The organism is uncultured Schumannella sp. (assembly GCF_905479755.1).
Taxonomy (GTDB): Bacteria; Actinomycetota; Actinomycetes; order Actinomycetales; family Microbacteriaceae; genus DCRR01.
Window position 1 is genome coordinate 1 of sequence record NZ_CAJQNT010000049.1, and the last position, 17,852, is coordinate 17,852.

At 68.3% G+C, this 17,852-nt stretch carries 16 protein-coding genes and 1 pseudogene; 12 read left to right on the forward strand and 5 right to left on the reverse strand.

The genetic code is table 11. The annotated features are described in order from the left end of the window. Positions 1-117, forward strand: a pseudogene (locus QZ258_RS11845) (integrase core domain-containing protein); the annotation flags it as partial. 25 nt (positions 118-142) lie between these two features. Here QZ258_RS11845 and QZ258_RS11850 read toward each other — a convergent pair. Next, on the reverse strand, positions 143-523 hold the full coding sequence (locus QZ258_RS11850; protein ID WP_294181797.1) for an RNA-binding S4 domain-containing protein: 381 nt from the start codon (positions 521-523) through the stop codon (positions 143-145). 40 nt (positions 524-563) lie between these two features. Between QZ258_RS11850 and QZ258_RS11855 the strand changes: the two genes are divergently transcribed. Further along, positions 564-1,067, forward strand: a complete 504-nt coding sequence (locus QZ258_RS11855) for an NUDIX domain-containing protein (protein ID WP_294181800.1) — start codon at positions 564-566, stop codon at positions 1,065-1,067. Here QZ258_RS11855 and QZ258_RS11860 read toward each other — a convergent pair. After that, positions 1,026-1,520, reverse strand: coding sequence for a hypothetical protein (locus QZ258_RS11860; protein ID WP_294181802.1), 495 nt, complete (start codon positions 1,518-1,520; stop codon positions 1,026-1,028). The genes QZ258_RS11855 and QZ258_RS11860 overlap by 42 nt on opposite strands. Positions 1,521-1,660: 140 nt before the next feature. On the opposite strand from QZ258_RS11860, the gene QZ258_RS11865 reads away from it, so the two are divergent. The 4 genes from QZ258_RS11865 (at position 1,661) to QZ258_RS11880 (ending at position 4,163) form a co-directional block, all read left to right on the forward strand. Beyond that, the gene (locus tag QZ258_RS11865; protein WP_294181804.1) at positions 1,661-2,263 is read left to right on the forward strand and encodes a CDP-alcohol phosphatidyltransferase family protein; all 603 of its coding nucleotides are present in this window, start codon (positions 1,661-1,663) and stop codon (positions 2,261-2,263) included. A gap of 80 nt (positions 2,264-2,343) precedes the next feature. Continuing rightward, positions 2,344-2,775: an FHA domain-containing protein gene (locus tag QZ258_RS11870; RefSeq protein WP_294181845.1), complete on the forward strand. Its 432-nt coding sequence runs from the start codon at positions 2,344-2,346 to the stop codon at positions 2,773-2,775. Continuing rightward, positions 2,775-3,470: a MerR family transcriptional regulator gene (locus QZ258_RS11875; RefSeq protein ID WP_294181806.1), complete on the forward strand. Its 696-nt coding sequence runs from the start codon at positions 2,775-2,777 to the stop codon at positions 3,468-3,470. The genes QZ258_RS11870 and QZ258_RS11875 overlap by 1 nt, the downstream gene beginning before the upstream one ends. A gap of 141 nt (positions 3,471-3,611) precedes the next feature. Continuing rightward, positions 3,612-4,163 carry a MerR family transcriptional regulator gene (locus QZ258_RS11880; RefSeq protein ID WP_294181808.1) on the forward strand — a complete coding sequence of 184 codons (552 nt, stop codon included), beginning with the start codon at positions 3,612-3,614 and terminating at the stop codon, positions 4,161-4,163. Between the two features lie 48 nt (positions 4,164-4,211). Here the strand turns inward: QZ258_RS11880 and QZ258_RS11885 are convergent, their stop codons facing one another. Next, on the reverse strand, positions 4,212-5,033 hold the full coding sequence (locus QZ258_RS11885) for a ParA family protein (RefSeq protein WP_294181810.1): 822 nt from the start codon (positions 5,031-5,033) through the stop codon (positions 4,212-4,214). A gap of 66 nt (positions 5,034-5,099) precedes the next feature. On the opposite strand from QZ258_RS11885, the gene QZ258_RS11890 reads away from it, so the two are divergent. The 3 genes from QZ258_RS11890 to QZ258_RS11900 all read left to right on the forward strand — a co-directional run bounded on the left by QZ258_RS11890 (position 5,100) and on the right by QZ258_RS11900 (position 10,398). Then, the gene (locus QZ258_RS11890; RefSeq protein ID WP_294181813.1) at positions 5,100-8,501 is read left to right on the forward strand and encodes a pyruvate carboxylase; all 3,402 of its coding nucleotides are present in this window, start codon (positions 5,100-5,102) and stop codon (positions 8,499-8,501) included. A 62-nt stretch (positions 8,502-8,563) separates the two neighbouring features. After that, on the forward strand, positions 8,564-9,892 hold the full coding sequence (locus tag QZ258_RS11895; protein WP_294181815.1) for a MinD/ParA family protein: 1,329 nt from the start codon (positions 8,564-8,566) through the stop codon (positions 9,890-9,892). Further along, complete coding sequence (locus tag QZ258_RS11900) at positions 9,889-10,398, forward strand: peptide deformylase (protein ID WP_294181817.1); 510 nt, start codon at positions 9,889-9,891, stop codon at positions 10,396-10,398. Before QZ258_RS11895 ends, QZ258_RS11900 begins: the two co-directional genes overlap by 4 nt. 307 nt (positions 10,399-10,705) lie before the next feature. On the opposite strand, the gene QZ258_RS11905 is transcribed toward QZ258_RS11900, so the two are convergent. Continuing rightward, complete coding sequence (locus QZ258_RS11905; RefSeq protein ID WP_294181819.1) at positions 10,706-12,535, reverse strand: long-chain fatty acid--CoA ligase; 1,830 nt, start codon at positions 12,533-12,535, stop codon at positions 10,706-10,708. Positions 12,536-12,639: 104 nt separating this feature from the next. Between QZ258_RS11905 and QZ258_RS11910 the strand changes: the two genes are divergently transcribed. The 3 genes from QZ258_RS11910 to QZ258_RS11920 all read left to right on the forward strand — a co-directional run bounded on the left by QZ258_RS11910 (position 12,640) and on the right by QZ258_RS11920 (position 15,783). Next, positions 12,640-13,593: an ROK family protein gene (locus QZ258_RS11910; RefSeq protein WP_294181821.1), complete on the forward strand. Its 954-nt coding sequence runs from the start codon at positions 12,640-12,642 to the stop codon at positions 13,591-13,593. A gap of 38 nt (positions 13,594-13,631) precedes the next feature. Then, positions 13,632-14,321, forward strand: coding sequence for a 1-acyl-sn-glycerol-3-phosphate acyltransferase (locus tag QZ258_RS11915; protein ID WP_294181823.1), 690 nt, complete (start codon positions 13,632-13,634; stop codon positions 14,319-14,321). A 91-nt stretch (positions 14,322-14,412) separates the two neighbouring features. Then, positions 14,413-15,783, forward strand: coding sequence for a class II 3-deoxy-7-phosphoheptulonate synthase (locus QZ258_RS11920; protein WP_294181825.1), 1,371 nt, complete (start codon positions 14,413-14,415; stop codon positions 15,781-15,783). Between the two features lie 26 nt (positions 15,784-15,809). Here the strand turns inward: QZ258_RS11920 and pknB are convergent, their stop codons facing one another. Continuing rightward, a complete protein-coding gene (pknB, locus tag QZ258_RS11925) occupies positions 15,810-17,789 on the reverse strand; it encodes a Stk1 family PASTA domain-containing Ser/Thr kinase (RefSeq protein ID WP_294181827.1) in 1,980 nt (659 codons plus the stop codon). Positions 17,790-17,852: the final 63 nt, after the last annotated feature.

Below are 17,852 nucleotides of genomic sequence, written 5' to 3' on the forward strand. Positions count from 1 at the left end.
AGACACCCATTCACCTCGAACCAGGACCGCGCCAACGCTCTCGCGCCCTGGCTCGAACACTACAACTACACTCGAGCCCACACCGCCTGCGGAGGCAAGCCCCCGATCAGCCGAGTGTCACGAACGAAGTGACCGGGTACACCTAGAGCTCCTCGCGGTGCCGCAGTCGCTCCAGTTCGCGCCGGTCGCGTTTCGTCGGCCGGCCCGCGCCGCGATCACGGACGCCCACGACCGAACGCTCCTCCGGCGGCGGCGGGGGAGGCGAGTGATCCTCCAGCGCCTCGGCCGCGAGCGCCGCCCCCACCCGCTTGCGGATGAGTTGACGCACGATCACCACGCGCGGTCCCGCCTCGGTGCGCACGCGCACCTCGTCGCCGATCTGGAGGGCGTGTGCCGCCTTCGCCCGATCCCCGTTCACCCGCACATGTCCGGCACGGCAGAGCGCGGTCGCCACCGACCGGGTCTTGGTCAGCCGCACGGCCCACAGCCAGGCGTCCAGTCGAGCGCTCACGTCAGCGAGCATACGGACCCGTGCCCGGCCTCGCGCTCATTAGGCTGAACGCGTGACGCGAGCCAGCCATGACCCGAGCGCCCGTCGCCCGCACGGTCCGGGGGATGCCTGGGTGGACGGGCCGCGGGGCAAGTTCTGGGGTACCTACGGTGCCGCGGGGCTGTTGGTGGCGCATCCGGGTTCCGGGATCCTGCTGCAACTGCGCGCCACCTGGAGTCACTTCGGGGGCACCTGGGGACTCCCCGGCGGGGCGCGGAAACCCGAGGAGTCGGCGGTCGACGCGGCCATTCGCGAGGCCGACGAGGAGGCGGGCGTGCCGCCCGAGCGGGTGCGCGTGCTCGACACCGTCGTCAATGACCTCGGCTACTGGTCGTACACGACCGTGCTGGCGCGGGTCGATAACCGTTTCGAGCCGGTGATCGGCGACGCCGAAAGCGTCGAGCTCGAATGGGTGGCGCTGGATGACGTCGCGGCGCGGCCGCTGCATCCGGGGTTCGCCGCGACCTGGCCGGGGCTACGAAACCGCTTGCGCGAACTGGATGCCGCGTTCGACTGACCGTTGCTCGTCCTGCTCAGCGAGCGACGCCTTCCAGGCGACGAGGCTGCGCACCAGTTCGCTGTCGTCCTCGGCGAGACGTTCCATGGCATCCGCCGGAACGTAAAAGTTGACGGCGACCCAGCCGCGCACTGACTCGTTCTCGTCGCCGGCCAGTTCGCGCAGCAGGTCGCACGGCGCCGCCTCGTTGCGGGCGACACAGGCGCGCACGCCCGGGTCGGCATCGCGCGCGAGGCGTTCGAAGACGTCGGCCGGCGCGTGGTAGCTGCTCGCCACGCTCTCGCGGATCTTCGGGTTGCTGTCCTCGGCCAACAGGCGGAGACGACGGATCTTGCTCTCGGTCACCGGGGGAGCGGGATGCAGTTCCGCGGCCTCCGCGGCCGTCAGCATCGCGGGCGCGTGAGCGCGCATCTGCGCGCGCTGAGCGGGCGTATTGAAGCGGATGCACGACATGGCGGGAGCCTACGCACTCGCGTCTCGCACGCCAAGGTGACCCGCCGGGGTGGCACAGGCAGGCCCCGCGGAGGTGCCGATCGAGACCGACAATCGTGAATATCGCTCCGTCGCCCTACAATCGCACCAGGAGGGGACGTGTGACCGAGGTCAGCAACCGGATCGTGACGATCCCCAATGCCCTGAGCCTGCTTCGGCTCCTGCTCATTCCCGTGTTCTTGGGCACGCTCATCGCGGCGGAGTACCTCTGGGCGCTCGTCATCCTCGTCGTCTCGAGCGTCACCGACCTCGTCGACGGGGTCGTGGCGCGCCGGTTCGACCAGATCACCCGACTCGGTCAGCTCCTGGATCCCGCGGCCGACCGGCTCTACATCCTCGCCACGCTCATCGGGCTCGCCTGGCAGCAGTTCATCCCGTGGTGGCTGGTCGCCATCATCATTGCCCGCGACGTGCTGCTGATCGTCCTCGGGGTGGTGCTCGCCAACCACGGCTACGGGCCGCTGTACGTGCACCACCTGGGCAAGATGGCGACCTTCGCGCTGCTCTTCGCGCTACCGGTGCTCATCCTCGGGGGAGCGTTTTCGGCCCTCGAACCGGTCGCCACCGTGCTCGGCTGGTCGGCCGCGCTGTGGGGCGCTTTCCTGTACTGGTGGGCGGGCATCCTGTATCTTCGCGAGACGATCCGTGTGGTCCGGATTTCCCCGGTTTCGGGTTCCGGCGCGTCCGATAGTCTGAACGTTTAGAGGAGGTCGAGATGGTCGACACGGGCGAGAACGCAGCCCCCGAAGCGCCGCGAAACGGTGCCGACGGGCAGCCTTCGGCGATGCCGCCGACGGACACGACCGCGCACTTCTCCGACGAGTTCGTCGCGCAGCTCGCGGCGATGGAAGCGGGCGTCAGCCTCGAAGAGCAGGAGGCGATCGCGGCGCTGCCGTCCGCATCCGCCCTGCTGATCGTGCGGCGCGGTCCCAACATCGGTGCGCGTTTTCTTCTCGATGCCGACCAGACCATCGCCGGGCGACACCCCGATGCCGACATCTTCCTCGACGACGTGACGGTGTCGCGTCACCATGCCCGATTCGTGCGCACCGGCACCGCTTTCCACGTGGAAGACCTGGGCTCGCTCAACGGCACCTACTTCCTCGGTGAGCGGATCGAGGCGGCTCCGCTGTCCGATGGCGCCGAGGTGCAGGTCGGCAAGTTCCGTCTGACGTTCTATGCCTCGCGCGCCGATGTCGCGGGTGCCGCGTCCTGATGCCGGCTGGTTCGTCCGCGGCGCGCTCCCACTCCTCGCCGCAGCTTCTGAGCATTGGGCAGGTGCTGGCGCGCCTGAATCCGGAGTTCCCCGAACTGTCGCCGTCGAAGCTTCGCTTCCTGGAGGAGCGTCAGCTGGTCACCCCCTCGCGCACCGAGTCGGGATACCGCAAGTTCTCGCACGCCGACGTCGAGCGCGTGCGTCTGGTGCTGTCGATGCAGCGCGACTACTACCTGCCGCTCAAGGTCATCCGTTCCTACTTGGAAGACCTGGATGCCGGCCGCGATCCGGTGCTGCCCGGGGGCGGTGCGGTGCCCGGGCCGTCGATGCTGCCGTCGGAGCGTCGGCTCACGCGCGACGAACTGATTCGTGAGGCGGGTGCGACGACCCTGTTGCTCGGCGATGCGATTTCGGCGTCGCTCATCGTGCCCGCGGATCACTACGGCGACGAGGCGCTGGCGGTTTTGACGGCGCTCGTCGAGTTGCAGCGCTCGGGGATCGAGCCGCGCCATCTGCGCGGGTTCCGCGCGTCGGCGGAACGCGAACTGGGGCTCATCGAGACCGCGCTCATCCCGGTCGCGCGTCGCACCGATGCGTCGAGTCGCGCGAAGGCGCGCGAAATGGCGCGCGAGATCGCAGGACAGCTCGAGGTGGTGCGCTCCAACCTCATCCGTTCGGCGCTGAGCAAGCTCTAGGGCATCGAATTTCGCACGACACTCCGCGTGTCGCGCGGGATGTGATTGTCGCCACGGGGAGTGGTGGGTACCGTGGGGTGTGACGAGAAGTTGAAGTTCAACTTCAAGCTGAGGGTTACCCCGGCGGATCGAGGATGGCAGATGAGCGACGTGAAACGCAGCGAAGAATCGCGCTACGACCTCGGCCTGCTCTTCACCGACGGCATGCCCGAGATGGATGACACCGCGGGCTACCGGGGAACGGTCGCCGCTCGTGCGGCCGGAATCAGCTACCGCCAGCTCGACTACTGGGCTCGCACGCAACTCGTGGAGCCGACGGTCCGTGGGGCGGCCGGCTCCGGCTCGCAGCGGCTCTACGGCTTCCGCGACATCCTCGTCCTCAAGCTCGTCAAGCGCCTGCTGGACACCGGGATCTCGCTCCAGCAGATCCGCACCGCCGTCAACCAGCTGCGCGAGTCGGGCGTCAACGATCTCGCCCAGACGACGCTCATGAGCGACGGCGCGAGCGTGTACCTGTGCACCTCCGACGACGAGGTCATCGACCTGGTCAGCCGCGGGCAGGGCGTCTTTGGCATCGCGGTGGGCAAGGTCTTGCGCGAGGTGGAGACGAGTCTCGTCGAGCTCGACACCATCTCGGTCGATGACCCGCGCGACGACCTCGCCGCCAAGCGCGCCTCGCGCGCCGCCAGCTAGCCCCACCCCACCCCTCTTCCGCCGCGCGGCGGCGCGGGCGCGCGCGGGTTAGGCGTTGGACTCGGCGTCGGCGACCGGGAAGTCCTGCAGATTGGCGGTGCGCAGCACGCGGTCCAGCAACTGGTCGAAGTGGCGCGCCATCTCCTGCGCGCTCTCGCCCGGCCAGACATGGAGCGGCTTCGCGGCGCCCTGCGCCTGCTGCAGCGACGTGCGTTCCGGCAGCTGGGGCGACAGCACGAGCGGCCCGAACATGTCGCGCAGCTCCTTGATGCGGAACTGGTGCTCGAGCGACTGCACGCGGGCGCGGTTCACGATGATCCCGAGCGGCTGGAGGCGCGGTGACAGTCCGCGGCGGATCTCCTCGATCGCCCGCAGGGCGCGGTCGGCCGCGGCGACCGAGAACAGCCCCGGCTCGGTCACGACCGTGACGCGGTCACTCGCCGCCCAGGCGGTGCGGGTGAGGGCGTTAAGCGACGGCGCGCAGTCGATCAGCACGAGCTCGTAGTCCTGCTCGACGTGGGCGAGAGCCTCCTCGAGCTTCCAGATGTCGCGAATGCTCGGGTGCGGGCCGTCGAAGTTGATCGCCGACGGCGAGCCGATCAGCACATCCACGGTGCCGCGGTGCCCGCGCGTCCATCCCGACGGGGCGATCGCGGAACGCACGATCTTCTCCTTCGGGGATGCCAGCACGTCGGCGATGTTCAGATGACCGGCGACGGAAATGTCCATCCCGGTCGACACATCCGATTGCGGGTCGAGGTCGACGACGAGCGTCGAAACCCCGCGCGCAAAGGCCGCAGACGCCAGGCCGAGCGTCACGGTTGTCTTGCCGACACCCCCTTTGAGGGAGCTGACGCTCAGTACGTGCACGAGAAGGGAGCCTACCTTCAGTAATCTGAAAGGAGCCAAAATTCAGCCGCGTGCCGAGAGGACCGAATGTTCAAGAAGATCCTGGTTGCCAACCGCGGTGAAATCGCCATCCGCGCGTTCCGCGCCGCCTACGAGCTCGGGGCCAAGACGGTTGCGGTGTATCCCTACGAGGATCGCAACTCGATGCACCGCCTGAAGGCCGATGAGGCCTACCTGATCGGGGAGGAGGGGCACCCGGTTCGGGCCTACCTCGACGTGAGCGAAATCATCCGCGTCGCCAAGGAAGCCGGCGCCGATGCCATCTACCCGGGCTACGGATTCCTCTCCGAGAACCCGGATCTCGCCCAGTCGGCTCGCGACAACGGCATCACCTTCATCGGTCCCGGCAGCAACGTGCTGGAGATGGCCGGCAACAAGGTCACGGCGAAGGAGCACGCGATCTCCGCGGGCGTTCCCGTCCTGAAGTCGACCCCCGCCACGACCGACATTGAGGCGCTGATCTCCGGCGCCGACGAAATCGGATTCCCCGTCTTCGCCAAGGCGGTCGCCGGTGGTGGTGGCCGCGGGATGCGTCGGGTCGATAAGCGCGAAGACCTCCGTGGTGCGCTCGAGGCCGCCATGCGCGAAGCCGACAGCGCGTTCGGCGACCCGACCATGTTCATCGAGCAGGCGGTCGTGCGCCCGCGCCACATCGAGGTGCAGATCCTCGCCGACGCGAGCGGTGAGACGATCCACCTGTTCGAGCGCGACTGCTCGGTGCAGCGCCGCCACCAGAAGGTGGTCGAGATCGCGCCCGCACCGAACCTCGACGAAGACACCCGTCAGGCGATGTATCGCGACGCGGTCGCGTTCGCCAAGTCGATCGGCTACGTCAACGCCGGAACGGTGGAGTTCCTGCTCGACACCGCGGGGGAGCGCGCCGGCCAGCACGTGTTCATCGAGATGAACCCGCGTATCCAGGTCGAGCACACCGTGACCGAGGAGGTCACCGACGTCGACCTCGTGCAGTCCCAGATGCGGATCGCGGCGGGGGAGACGCTCGCCGAACTCGGGCTCTCCCAGGATTCGGTTGAGCTTCACGGCGCGGCGCTGCAGACCCGCATCACGACGGAAGACCCGGGCGCCAACTTCCGCCCCGACACCGGCAAGATCACCACCTATCGTTCGCCCGGCGGCTCGGGCATCCGTCTCGACGGCGGCACGGTGCAGACCGGTTCGCAGATCAGCCCGCACTTCGACTCGATGCTGGCGAAGATGACGGCCCGCGGTCGCGACTTCCCGGCCGCGGTGGCGCGGGCGAAGCGCGGTCTGGCGGAGTTCCGCATCCGCGGTGTCTCCACCAACATCCCGTTCCTGCAGGCGGTGCTGGAGGACCCGGCGTTCGTCGCCGGAGACCTGTCGACCAGCTTTATTGACGAGCGCCCCCAACTCTTCAAGGGGCACGAGTCGCGCGACCGCGGCACCAAGATCCTCAGCTGGCTGGCCGACGTCACGGTGAACCAGCCGAACGGAGATGGCGCGCACGCGATCGACCCGGCGCGCAAGCTTCCGGCGGTCGACCTCGAGACCGAGGCGCCGTCGGGGACGCGCCAGAAGCTGCTCGAGCTCGGACCGGTCGGCTTCGCGACCGCGCTGCGCCAGCAGACGGCGCTCGCGGTCACCGAGACGACGTTCCGTGACGCACACCAGTCGCTGCTGGCCACGCGCGTCCGCACCAAAGACCTGACGGCGGTCATGCCGCACGTGGCGCGCCTCACTCCCGAACTGTGGAGTGTGGAGGCCTGGGGTGGCGCGACCTACGACGTCGCCTTGCGCTTCCTGGGCGAAGACCCGTGGGAGCGCCTCGCGACGATGCGCGAGGCACTGCCGAATGTGGCCATCCAGATGCTGCTGCGCGGTCGCAACACGGTCGGCTACACGCCGTACCCGACCGAGGTCACGAGCGCGTTCGTGCGCGAGGCAGCCTCGACCGGTGTCGACATCTTCCGCATCTTCGATGCCCTCAACGATGTCGACCAGATGCGACCGGCGATCGACGCCGTGCTCGAGACCGGCAGCACCGTCGCCGAGGTGGCGCTGTGCTACACGGCCGACCTGCTCGACCCCAACGAGACGCTGTACACGCTGGACTACTACCTGAAGCTCGCCGAGCAGATGGTCGATGCGGGCGCGCACATCATCGCGATCAAGGACATGGCGGGCCTGTTGCGCGCGGGAGCGGCTGAGAAGCTCGTGACCGCCCTGCGGGAGCGTTTCGACCTCCCCGTCCACGTGCACACGCACGACACGGCAGGCGGTCAGCTGGCGACGCTCATGGCGGCGTCTCGTGCCGGTGCGGATGCGGTGGACGCCGCAAGCGCCCCGATGGCCGGCACCACCAGCCAGCCTTCGCTCTCGGCGCTCGTCGCCGCGACCGCGCACACCGACCGCGACACGGGGCTCTCGCTTCAGGCGGTGAGCGATCTGGAGCCGTACTGGGAGGCCGTGCGCAGCGCGTACCGTCCGTTCGAGTCGGGGCTTCCGGGCCCCACCGGCCGGGTCTACAAGCACGAGATCCCCGGGGGTCAGCTCTCCAACCTGCGCCAGCAGGCGATCGCGCTCGGCCTGGAGGACCGCTTCGAGGTGATCGAAGACCTCTACGCCGCCGCCAGCCAGATGCTCGGTCGTCCGCCGAAGGTGACCCCTTCGTCGAAGGTCGTCGGCGATCTCGCCCTCGCGCTTGCCGCCGCGAACGCCGACCCGGCCGAGTTCGAACAGAACCCCGACAAGTTCGACATCCCGGATTCGGTCATCGGTTTCATGGCCGGTGAACTCGGCGACCTGCCGGGCGGATGGCCCGAGCCGTTGCGCAGCAAGATCCTCGAGGGCCGCAACGTCAAGATCGGAGTCGAGCCGATCACGGCCGACGACGAGAAGGCGTTGGCGGGCACCCCGGAGGAGCGTCGCGGGGCCCTCAACCGCTTGCTCTTCCCCGGTCCGACCCAGCAGCTCGAGCAGGTGCGCGAGACCTACGGCGACCTGTCGGTCGTCGACACCCTCGACTACCTGTACGGGCTGAAGCCCGGTGTCGAGCACGCGGTCCCGATCGCACCCGGTGTCAACTTGTTCGTCGGGCTCGAAGCCATCGGTGAGATCGACGCCAAGGGCATGCGCACCGTCATGACCACGCTCAACGGTCAGTTGCGGCCGGTCTTCGTGCGCGACCGCAGCGTCGCCGTCTCGACCCCGACCGCCGAGAAGGCGGACGCCAGCAAGCCGGGTCAGGTTGCGGCGCCGTTCTCCGGAGTCGTCACCCTGAAGGTCGACGAGGGCGACAAGGTCGAGGCGGGTCAGGCGGTGGCATCGATCGAGGCCATGAAGATGGAGGCCGCCATCACGTCGCCCATCGCGGGCACCGTGAAGCGCCTGGCGATCCCGAACACGCAGCAGGTGGAGGCGGGCGACCTGTTGGTCGTCGTCGAGTCGTGATCGCATCGCGCCGGTAGACTCGGACGTTGGCGCGAACCTGCGTCGTCGAAAGGGGAGTGAGCGTGGCGCGAGTCCGCAACGAGAAGCCGACGTCGGTCGATGAGCCCGGCGACGCGGTTTCCGACGTGGCCGGGGACGAGGGTCTCGCGACCCAACTGCCCGAGAGCCTCACGGTGAACATCGAGTTGCCCACGACGGTGCACGAACCCGCCGACGACGAGGCGGCCGTCACGCTGCACGACATCGCGATCACGCCGGTGCTTCCGCAGGTCGATGGGCTCGCCACGACCTCGATCCACCTCGACGCGGAGGAACACGCGGGGCTTCCCGCCGGCGAGGGAGACCTGGTTTCCGAGTTGGACGACCAGACGGTCGCCGTCGTGCCGCCGCTCCCGGGCGACGAGATCGACGCCCGCGACGCGCACGCAGGGGTGCGCGATTCGCCGGAGTCGGCATCCATGCTCACGGCGGAGCGTCTGCTGCACGAGAAGAGCGGCAGTCGTCGAGGCGCGCCCGAGGGGCGCTGGCCGAGCCTCGTGTACCGCGCGAGCTTCCACCAGATCAACCTCGGCGACTCGCCCGCGGTGCGCGAGCGCAAGGCCCTGGATGCGCGCATCGCCAAACGGCTGGAGGGCGGCACGCGCTTCGTGCCGGTGCTGACCCGCAAGGGCGGTGTCGGCAAGACCACGATTACGACGATCCTCGGCATGGCTCTCGCCGACGTTCGCGAGGATCGCGTCATTGCCGTCGACGCCAACCCCGACCGCGGCACGCTCTCGGAACGCGTCAACAAGCAGACGCGCTCCACGGTGCGAGACGTGGTCACGCACGCGCCGAGCATCCGTGACTTCTCCGAGTTGTCGAGCCATGTGTCGCGCGACGAGACGCGCCTCGACGTGCTCGCCTCCGACACGGATCCGCTGCTCTCGGAGGCCTTCGATGAGGACGACTACAACGTGGTCGCCGATATCGCGGCGCGCTACTACTCGCTCGTGCTCACCGACTGCGGCACGGGCATCGTGCATTCGGTCATGCGCGCGACGCTCCAGCGTGCGGATGCCGTCGTGATCGTGTCGGGCGGCAGTGTCGACGAGGCGCGCCTGGCATCGGAGACGCTCACGTGGCTCGAGGCGAACGGCTACGGTGACCTCGTCAAGAACGCGATCGTGGCGCTCAACACCGCCACGCAGGGCACGAACCTGGTGAAGCTCGACGAGATCGAGGCGCACTTCCGTTCGCGCGTGCGCGAGATTGTGCGGATCCCGTACGACCCCGAGCTGGCGGCCGGCTCGGTCGTGCGGTTCTCGGCGTTGCAGAAGTTCACGCGGGATTCGGCCCGTGAGCTGGCCGCGCTCGTGATGGACGGGCTGCCGGCCCGGCGGTCGGCATGACCGAACGTCAGATCCGGCTCTTCGGAGACCCGGTGCTCCGTTCGGCGAGCGATCCGATCGTCGTGAAGCCGGGCGACCCGAAGTTGCTCGCCCTCGCCGAAGACCTCGTCGACTCGGTCAAGCTCCCGGGTCGCGCGGGCGTCGCTGCGCCGCAGATCGGCGTGGGCCTGCGGGCGTTCTCCTACAACGTCGATGGCGAGGTCGGCTACGTCTTCAACCCTGTCCTCGAGGTCTCGGGCGAGCCGGAGGACGTCGATGAGGGGTGCCTCTCGGTGCCCGGGTTCTCGTTCCCGCGGTCGCGTTACCCGTTCGCGCGGGTCACCGGCGTCGACGCGCACGGGGCCGAGGTCGTCCTCGAGGGTGACGGACTGATGGCACAGGCACTTCAGCACGAGTGCGATCACCTCGACGGCAAGCTCTACGTCGAAGGCCTCGCCCCCGAGATCAAGCGCGAGGCGCTGCGGGCGATCCGCCAGTCCGACTGGTTCGCCGCTCGCGCCAGCTGAGCCGCCCCGCCGGTTGAGTAGGCCCGCGGAGCGGGCCGTATCGAAACCTGCTCGGGTCTGCGACCGGATTTCGATACGCGCCTGCGGCGCTACTCAATCGGCTCGGTTGCGCCTTGCGGCGCTACTCAATCAGCGGGGCCTGCCGGTTGAGTAGGCCCGCGAAGCGGGCAGCCCCGCCGGTTGAGTAGGCCCGCGGAGCGGGCCGTATCGAAACCTGGTCGGGTCTGCGACCGGATTTCGATACGCGCCTGCGGCGCTACTCAATCGGCTCGGTTGCGCCTTGCGGCGCTACTCAATCAGCGGGCGGTTAGTGAACGAGCGACTGACCGGTGGTCTCCGGGGAGGCCGACGAGTACATCTCGTCGATCTCGCGCGAGAAGTCGGCCATGATCGGGTCGCGCTTGATGCTCATCTTCGGCGTCAGGTGTCCGCTCGCCTCGGTGAACTCCGTCGCGAGGATCGTGAACTTGCGAATCGACTCGGCGCGCGAGACCCGAGCGTTGGCGACGTCGACGGCGCGCTGCACCTCGGCGATCACCTTCGGGTTCTTCGCAGCGGCTTCGAGCGACTGATCCGCGGCCTCACCGTTGTTGTTGAGCCACACCGGCAGCATCTCCGGGTCGAGGGTGATGAGTGCCGAGATGAACGGCTTCTGATCGCCGACGGCGACAACCTGCGAGACGATCGGGTTGGCGCGCACCGGGTCTTCGAGCACCGCGGGGGCAACATTCTTGCCGCCCGCCGTGACGATGATCTCCTTCTTGCGGCCCGTGATGGTGAGGTAGCCCTCGTCATCGATCGTGCCGATGTCGCCGGTCTTGAACCACTCGCCGTCGAAGGTCTCCTTCGTCGCCTCGGGCTTATTCCAGTAGCCCGCGAAGACGTCGACGCCTTTGACGAGCACTTCGCCGTCGTCGGCGATCTTGATTCCGACGCCCGGCAGGGCCGGTCCGACGGTACCGATCTTGAACTTGTCGACGAGGTTGACGGTCGCCGGCGCGGTGGTCTCGGTCAGGCCGTAGCCCTCGAGGATGCGCAGGTCGAGGCTTCGGAAGAAGTGACCCAGTCGCGGCCCGAGCGGCGCCGAACCGGACACCGCGTAGCGCACGCGGCCACCCATCGCGGCCTTGAGCTTGCTGTAGACGAGGCGGTCGAAGATCGCGAACTTGATCTTCATCCCGAGCGGCACGTGGCCGGCGTCGAGCGCCTTGGAGTGGGCGATCGCGGTGTCGGCCGCGGCGCGGAAGATCTTCCCCTTGCCGCCGGCTTCCGCCTTCTGTTCGGCCGAGTTGTACACCTTCTCGAACACGCGCGGAACGGCGAGGAGGAACGTCGGCTTGAAGCTTCCCAGGGACGGGAGGAGCTTCGATGTGTCGCCCTGGTGCCCGACCTTGACGCCCGTGGTCACCGCGAGGATCGAGATGAAACGGGCGAAGATGTGCGCGGTCGTGATGAACAGCAGCGTGGAGGCTCCCGGTGCCACGACCTCCTTCAATGCGACGCCCGCGTTGCGGCACAGCTCCACGAAGTTCGAGTGCGTGAGGATGCAGCCCTTCGGGCGCCCGGTGGAACCGGAGGTGTAGATCAGGGTCGCGAGGTCGGACCCCTGTGCGATTTTGCGGCGACGTTCGATCTCGTCGTCGGTGACTTCGGTGCCGCTGGCGGCCAGCTTGTCGAGGTCGCCGAGGTCGAGCTGCCAGACCTGGTCGACGTCGGGAAGCTCGCTGCGCACCTCATCAAAGCGCGCGTAGTGGTCCGGCGTCTCGACGATCAGGGCGGTGGCTCCGGAATCGCTCAGGATGTACTGCACCTGCGACGGCGCCGAGGTCTCATAGATCGGCACCAGCACGGCGCCCGCGAACCAGGCGGCGAAGTCGACGAGGGTCCACTCGTAGCGCGTCTTGCACATGAAGCCGATCTTCGTGCCGGGCTCGATGCCCGCGGCGACGAAGCCCTTGGCCAACGCGACGACCTGCCGGTGGAACTCGGCCGTGGAGACGTCGCTCCAGCAGCCCTCGGCGGTCGGCAGTGCAAACAGCGGTTCGTTCGGCGTGACGGCGAGGCGGTCGACCAGAAGGTCGGTCGCGTTGGCCGTGGGATCCGCCGGAACCAGGGGCGGGGTGAAGAACTCGCTCACGGAAACTCCTTTGTCACCGGGTATGAATGGTGGCCTCTAGTCTACGTGTCTCGCGGGCGCTCGGTGGGCCCAACCGGCGCACCGCGCGGCTAGACTCGGGCGTCGTGCATGCCATCGGAATCGACATCGGCGGAACCAAGATCGCCGGAGCCCTCGTCTCTCGCGACGGCGAGATCATTCGCCAACTGCGTCGCCCCACGCCGGCGGGCGATCGTGAGGCGCTCATCGACCACGTCGTGGAGATCGTGACGGAGCTCGCCGGGGGGGAGGAGATCGCGGCGGCCGGGATCGCCGCCCCCGGTTTCATCGACGCGACCCAGTCCATCGTCTACTACGCACCGAACATCAACTGGCGCAGCGAGCCGTTGCGCGAGCACCTGAGTGAACGGCTTCCGGGTCTCGCGATCACGGTCGACAACGACGCCAATGCGGCCGGCTGGGCCGAGTACCGCTTCGGTGTGGGGCGCGGAGTCCGCGACATGACGCTGCTCACGATCGGCACCGGCGTCGGCGGCGCGATCATCGCCGACGGCCAGCTGCTGCGCGGCGGCTTCGGCACCGCGGGTGAGATCGGGCACCTGCGTGTGGTGCCGGGCGGCCTCGCCTGCGGATGCGGACAGCGCGGCTGCATCGAACAGTACGGCTCCGGCCGGGCCCTGTTGCGGATGGCGAACGACATCGCGGATGCGGGGGGCATCGGCCAGAATCTCGCGGCGGTCCGGGAAGCGCAGGGCGCACTCGATGGGGCGCTCGTCGCCGCCCTGATCGCCGAGAACGACCCGGGAGCGCTCGCGGCCCTGCGCGAGTTGGGCGGCTGGCTCGGCCAGGCGGCCGCCTCGATCACGGCGATCCTCGACCCCGAGGTGTTCGCCTTCGGCGGCGGGGTCGCCGCCGCCGGGGAGCTGCTCCTGGAGCCGGTTCGCGAGGCGTATCTTGCCCACGTGCCCGCCCGCGGCTACCACCCGGAGCCCACCTTCGTCGTCGCCGAACTGGTCAACGACGCGGGCATGGTGGGAGCGGCCGACCTGGCCCGCATTCGCGCGGAACGCGCGAGCTGAGTCGCGCGCTAGGCTCGACCAAGGTTTCCGGAGGTGCCGTGTTCTACTGGCTGATGAAGTACCTCATCGTGGGCCCGTTCATGCTCTCGGTGTTCCGACCGTGGGTGCGCGGCCGCGAGAACGTGCCCGAGTCCGGGCCCGTCATCTTTGCGAGCAATCACCTCTCGTTCATCGACTCGGTGTTTCTGCCGCTGATCGTTGACCGCCCGATTCGGTTCCTCGCCAAGAGCGAGTACTTCACCGGTCGCGGGGTCAAGGGGTGGCTGATCAAACGCTTCTTCTTGGCGATCGGCCAGCTGCCCATCGACCGCTCGGGCGGGAAGGCATCCGAGGCGTCGTTGCACGGCGGTCTGGAGCACCTGGCCGAGGGCGGCCAGCTCGGCATCTACCCCGAGGGGACTCGTAGCCCCGACGGTCGGCTGTATCGCGGGCGGACGGGTGTTGCGCGCATGATTCTCGACTCGGGCGCGATTGTGGTCCCCGTCGCAATGGTCGACACGGAGAAGGCGATGCCGACGGGCACGATGATGCCGAAGGTGCGTCGCATCGGGATCGTGTTCGGCGAGCCGCTCGACTTCTCGCGCTTCGAGGGACTCGAGGGCGACCGTTTCGTGCTGCGGTCGATCACCGACGAGATCATGTACGAACTCGCGCGTATCGGCGGGCAGGAGTACACGGATGTGTACGCGACCTCGGTGAAGAAGCGCAAGCCGTCGCGGGTCGGCTGAACGTCCACGGACGGCGCGGGGCTCACGCGTCGGATAGGCTCGATCGCTGGGCTGTCTTTGGCCCATTCCTCGAAAAACAGAAGGAACGATCGTGGTAGACCCGTCCGAGACCGTTGTGCAGGCAGATCCCCGTGTGATCGCCGGTCTCGACTATTGGCGCGAGCTTCCGATCAAGCAGCAGCCCCAGTGGGCGGACGCGGATGCGGTGGCGGCGGCATCCGCCGAGATCGCCACGCTTCCTCCGCTCGTCTTCGCTGGTGAGGTCGACATCCTGCGTGAGCGCCTGGCGCGCGTCGCCCGTGGCGAGGCCTTCCTGATGCAGGGCGGCGACTGCGCCGAGACCTTCGCCGGGGCGACGGCCGACCAGATCCGTCGCCGCGTCAAGACGCTGCTGCAGATGGCGGTCGTGCTGACCTACGGCGCGTCGATGCCGGTGGTCAAGATGGGGCGCATGGCGGGGCAGTTCGCCAAGCCGCGTTCCAGCGACACCGAGACCCGCGGGGATCTGACGCTGCCCGCCTACCGCGGTGACATCGTTAACGGTTTCGACTTCACGCCGGAGAGCCGAGCGGCGGATCCCCGCCGACTCATTCAGGGCTACCACACGGCCGCGTCGACCTTGAATCTGGTTCGTGCGTTCACGCAGGGTGGCTTCGCCGACCTGCGCGAGGTGCATCGGTGGAATCAGGGGTTCGCGGTGAATCCGGCCAACCAGCGCTACGAGGGTCTCGCCCGCGAGATCGACCGTGCAGTCAAGTTCATGGAGGCGGCCGGCGCCGATTTCGATGAGCTCAAGCGCGTCGAGTTCTACACGAGCCACGAGGGCCTGTTGATGGACTACGAGCGCCCGATGACGCGCATCGACAGCCGCAACGGCACGCCCGTCAACACGAGCGCGCACTTCCTGTGGATCGGGGAGCGCACGCGCGACCTCGACGGTGCGCACATCGATTACTTCTCCCGCATCCGCAACCCCATCGGGGTCAAGCTCGGGCCCTCGACGACGGCGAGCGACATGGAGAAGCTGATCGACAAGCTCGACCCGGAGCGCGAGCCGGGGCGTCTGACGTTCATCACGCGCATGGGTGCGGGAAAGATCCGCGACGCGCTGCCCCCGCTGCTGGAGGCCATCAAGGGCATGGATGCGAACCCGATCTGGGTGTCGGATCCGATGCACGGCAACGGGATGACGACCCCGACCGGATACAAGACGCGCCGTTTCGACGACGTCGTCGACGAGGTCCGCGGGTTCTTTGCGGCGCACCGCGACGCGGGCACCCACCCGGGCGGTATCCACATCGAGCTCACCGGCGACGACGTCACCGAGTGCTTGGGCGGCTCGGAGATGATCGATGAGGCGACCCTGGCGACGAAGTACGAGTCGCTGTGCGACCCGCGTCTGAACCACATGCAGTCGCTGGAGCTCGCGTTCCTCGTGGCGGAGGAGCTCGGCCAGAAGTAGCCGGCCGGGTTCGTGTCGCGCTGGCGTCAGTCGGCGCTGAGGCGAACCCGGACCGTGCTGTTCTTCGGCACGGTCTCGCCCTCTTCGGGATCGATCTCTTCGACGGTCGCGATGCCCGGGAGGGTTTCGCCAATGAGTCGACTGTTGTTGTTCCAGTACTCGACCACGAGCCCGGCGGCTTCGAGAATCGGGCGTGCCTCGAGCCAGGTCTTCCCTTCGACGTCGGGAATCTGGACCGGCTCGGGGCCGCGCGAGATCTCGAGTCCGACCGTCTGGCCGGGCCGGCGCGGCTCGTCGCTGCGCACGAGTCCGATGACGCGCCCCTCGGCCACGTCATCGGAGTAGGACCGGATCTCACGGCTGCCGTCGACGGTCAAGTTGACGTCGGCGAGCCGCTGGGTCGCGACCTCGGGCGTCTCGCCCATGATCACCGGAACCGCGCCGACGGAGACGACGAGCTCGATGCTGCGGCCTTCGAAGGTGGTTCCGCCCTGCGACAGGTCGGTCGGTCCGTCCTCCGCGTCGAGATCGGTCGCGCTGATGACGAGCCCCGACTCGATCTCCGAGCTGAACTGTTCGATCACCGGGTCAACGATGATGAGTCCTTCGTCGGTCAACGCTTCGGTGACGTCCTCCAGAGGACGCCCCGACAGCGCCTCGAGCGTCACCTCCCGTGGGCCGAGCGAGATGACGAGGGTGACTTCTTCGCCGAGACGAACGCTCGATCCGACCGCCGGCTCGGTCGCCATCACGTCGCCCGCCGCGACATCCACGCTGTGTGCAGTGGAGGTCTCGTCGGCGACGGCGAGTCCGAGCTCGGTCAGGATCGCGGTCGCGTCTTCGGGGGTTGTGTTGACGACGCTGTTGGGGATCGTGGCGTGCGCCCCGGGGCCCGCGCCGAAGTACCATCCGGTCGTGCCGGCCAGCGCCGCGAGCAGGACGACGAGGATGAGCACGAACGGAGCGCGCCGCCGACGGCGCCGCGCGATCGTGGCCAGCTGCGCGGTCGCGGGGCGCATCGGCGACGGCGCGGTGTCGTTGCGGGAACTCGCGCGTGAACCGAGGACCTGGGTCTCGGCGTCAGAGCCCGCGAATGCGGCAGCGGGAGCGGGCGGCAGCACCATCGTGCGCTGCGTCGTCGTGGAGCCGGTCGGCAGGGCGGTGCGCAACAGCGCCTCGGTCTCGTGCAGCTGATCGAGCATCTGACGCGCATCCCGCGGGCGGTGCTCCGGGTCGCGGGCGGTCGCCCACAGCACCAACTCGTCGAGTTCGGCGGGCACTTTGGAGTTCTTGCCGCTCGGCACCGGCACCGAGTCGTTGGCGTGCTGGTACGCGATCTGCATCGGCTGTTCGCCCTTGAACGGCTGCTCGCCGGTGAGCATCTCGTACATCATGATGCCCACCGCGTAGATGTCGCTGCGGGTGTCGGCGACGCCGCGGGTGACGAGTTCGGGGGAGAGGTAGGCGATCGTCCCCATCAAGGCGGCGCCGGTCGCGGTATTCGCGGTCGCCGCGCGGGCGAGGCCGAAGTCACCGATCTTGATGCGACCATCGTCGGCCAGCAGCACGTTTTCGGGCTTCAGGTCGCGGTGCACGATTCCCGCCTTGTGCGCCGCGGCGAGACCCGACAGCACCGCCTCGGTGATGTCGAGGGTCTGTTCGGCGGTGAGCGATCCGTATTCCTCGATCAGGTCGCGCAGCGTGATGCCGGGCAGGTACTCCATCACGAGGTAGGCGTAGTCCTCATCCTGACCCTGGTCGAAGACATTGACGACGTTCGGATGCGCGAGCCGCGCCGCCGAGCGCGCCTCCTGAATGAAGCGCTGCTTGAACGCGCTGTCGTCGGAGAGGTGCCCGTGCATGACCTTGATCGCGACCCGGCGCTCCAGGCGCAGGTCGGTCGCGAGGTAGACGGTGGCCATGCCGCCCCGGGCGATGCGTGAGCGCACCTGGTAGCGACCGTCGATCAGTCGCCCGATCATCGGATCGGTCGTATTCGCACTCACGCCGGAAGTCTAGATTGCGACGGCGAACCCCACCTGTTGCCACACGGCGCGGAGCGAGCGCCG

Excerpts from the sequence above, each read along its gene's own strand:
- QZ258_RS11850 (WP_294181797.1), bottom strand. The coding sequence starts at position 523 with ATGCTCGCTGACGTGAGCGCTCGACTGGACGCCTGGCTGTGGGCCGTG.
- QZ258_RS11860 (WP_294181802.1), bottom strand. The coding sequence starts at position 1,520 with ATGTCGTGCATCCGCTTCAATACGCCCGCTCAGCGCGCGCAGATGCGC.
- QZ258_RS11870 (WP_294181845.1), top strand. The coding sequence starts at position 2,344 with ATGCCGCCGACGGACACGACCGCGCACTTCTCCGACGAGTTCGTCGCG.
- QZ258_RS11875 (WP_294181806.1), top strand. The coding sequence starts at position 2,775 with ATGCCGGCTGGTTCGTCCGCGGCGCGCTCCCACTCCTCGCCGCAGCTT.
- QZ258_RS11880 (WP_294181808.1), top strand. The coding sequence starts at position 3,612 with ATGAGCGACGTGAAACGCAGCGAAGAATCGCGCTACGACCTCGGCCTG.
- QZ258_RS11890 (WP_294181813.1), top strand. The coding sequence starts at position 5,100 with ATGTTCAAGAAGATCCTGGTTGCCAACCGCGGTGAAATCGCCATCCGC.
- QZ258_RS11900 (WP_294181817.1), top strand. The coding sequence starts at position 9,889 with ATGACCGAACGTCAGATCCGGCTCTTCGGAGACCCGGTGCTCCGTTCG.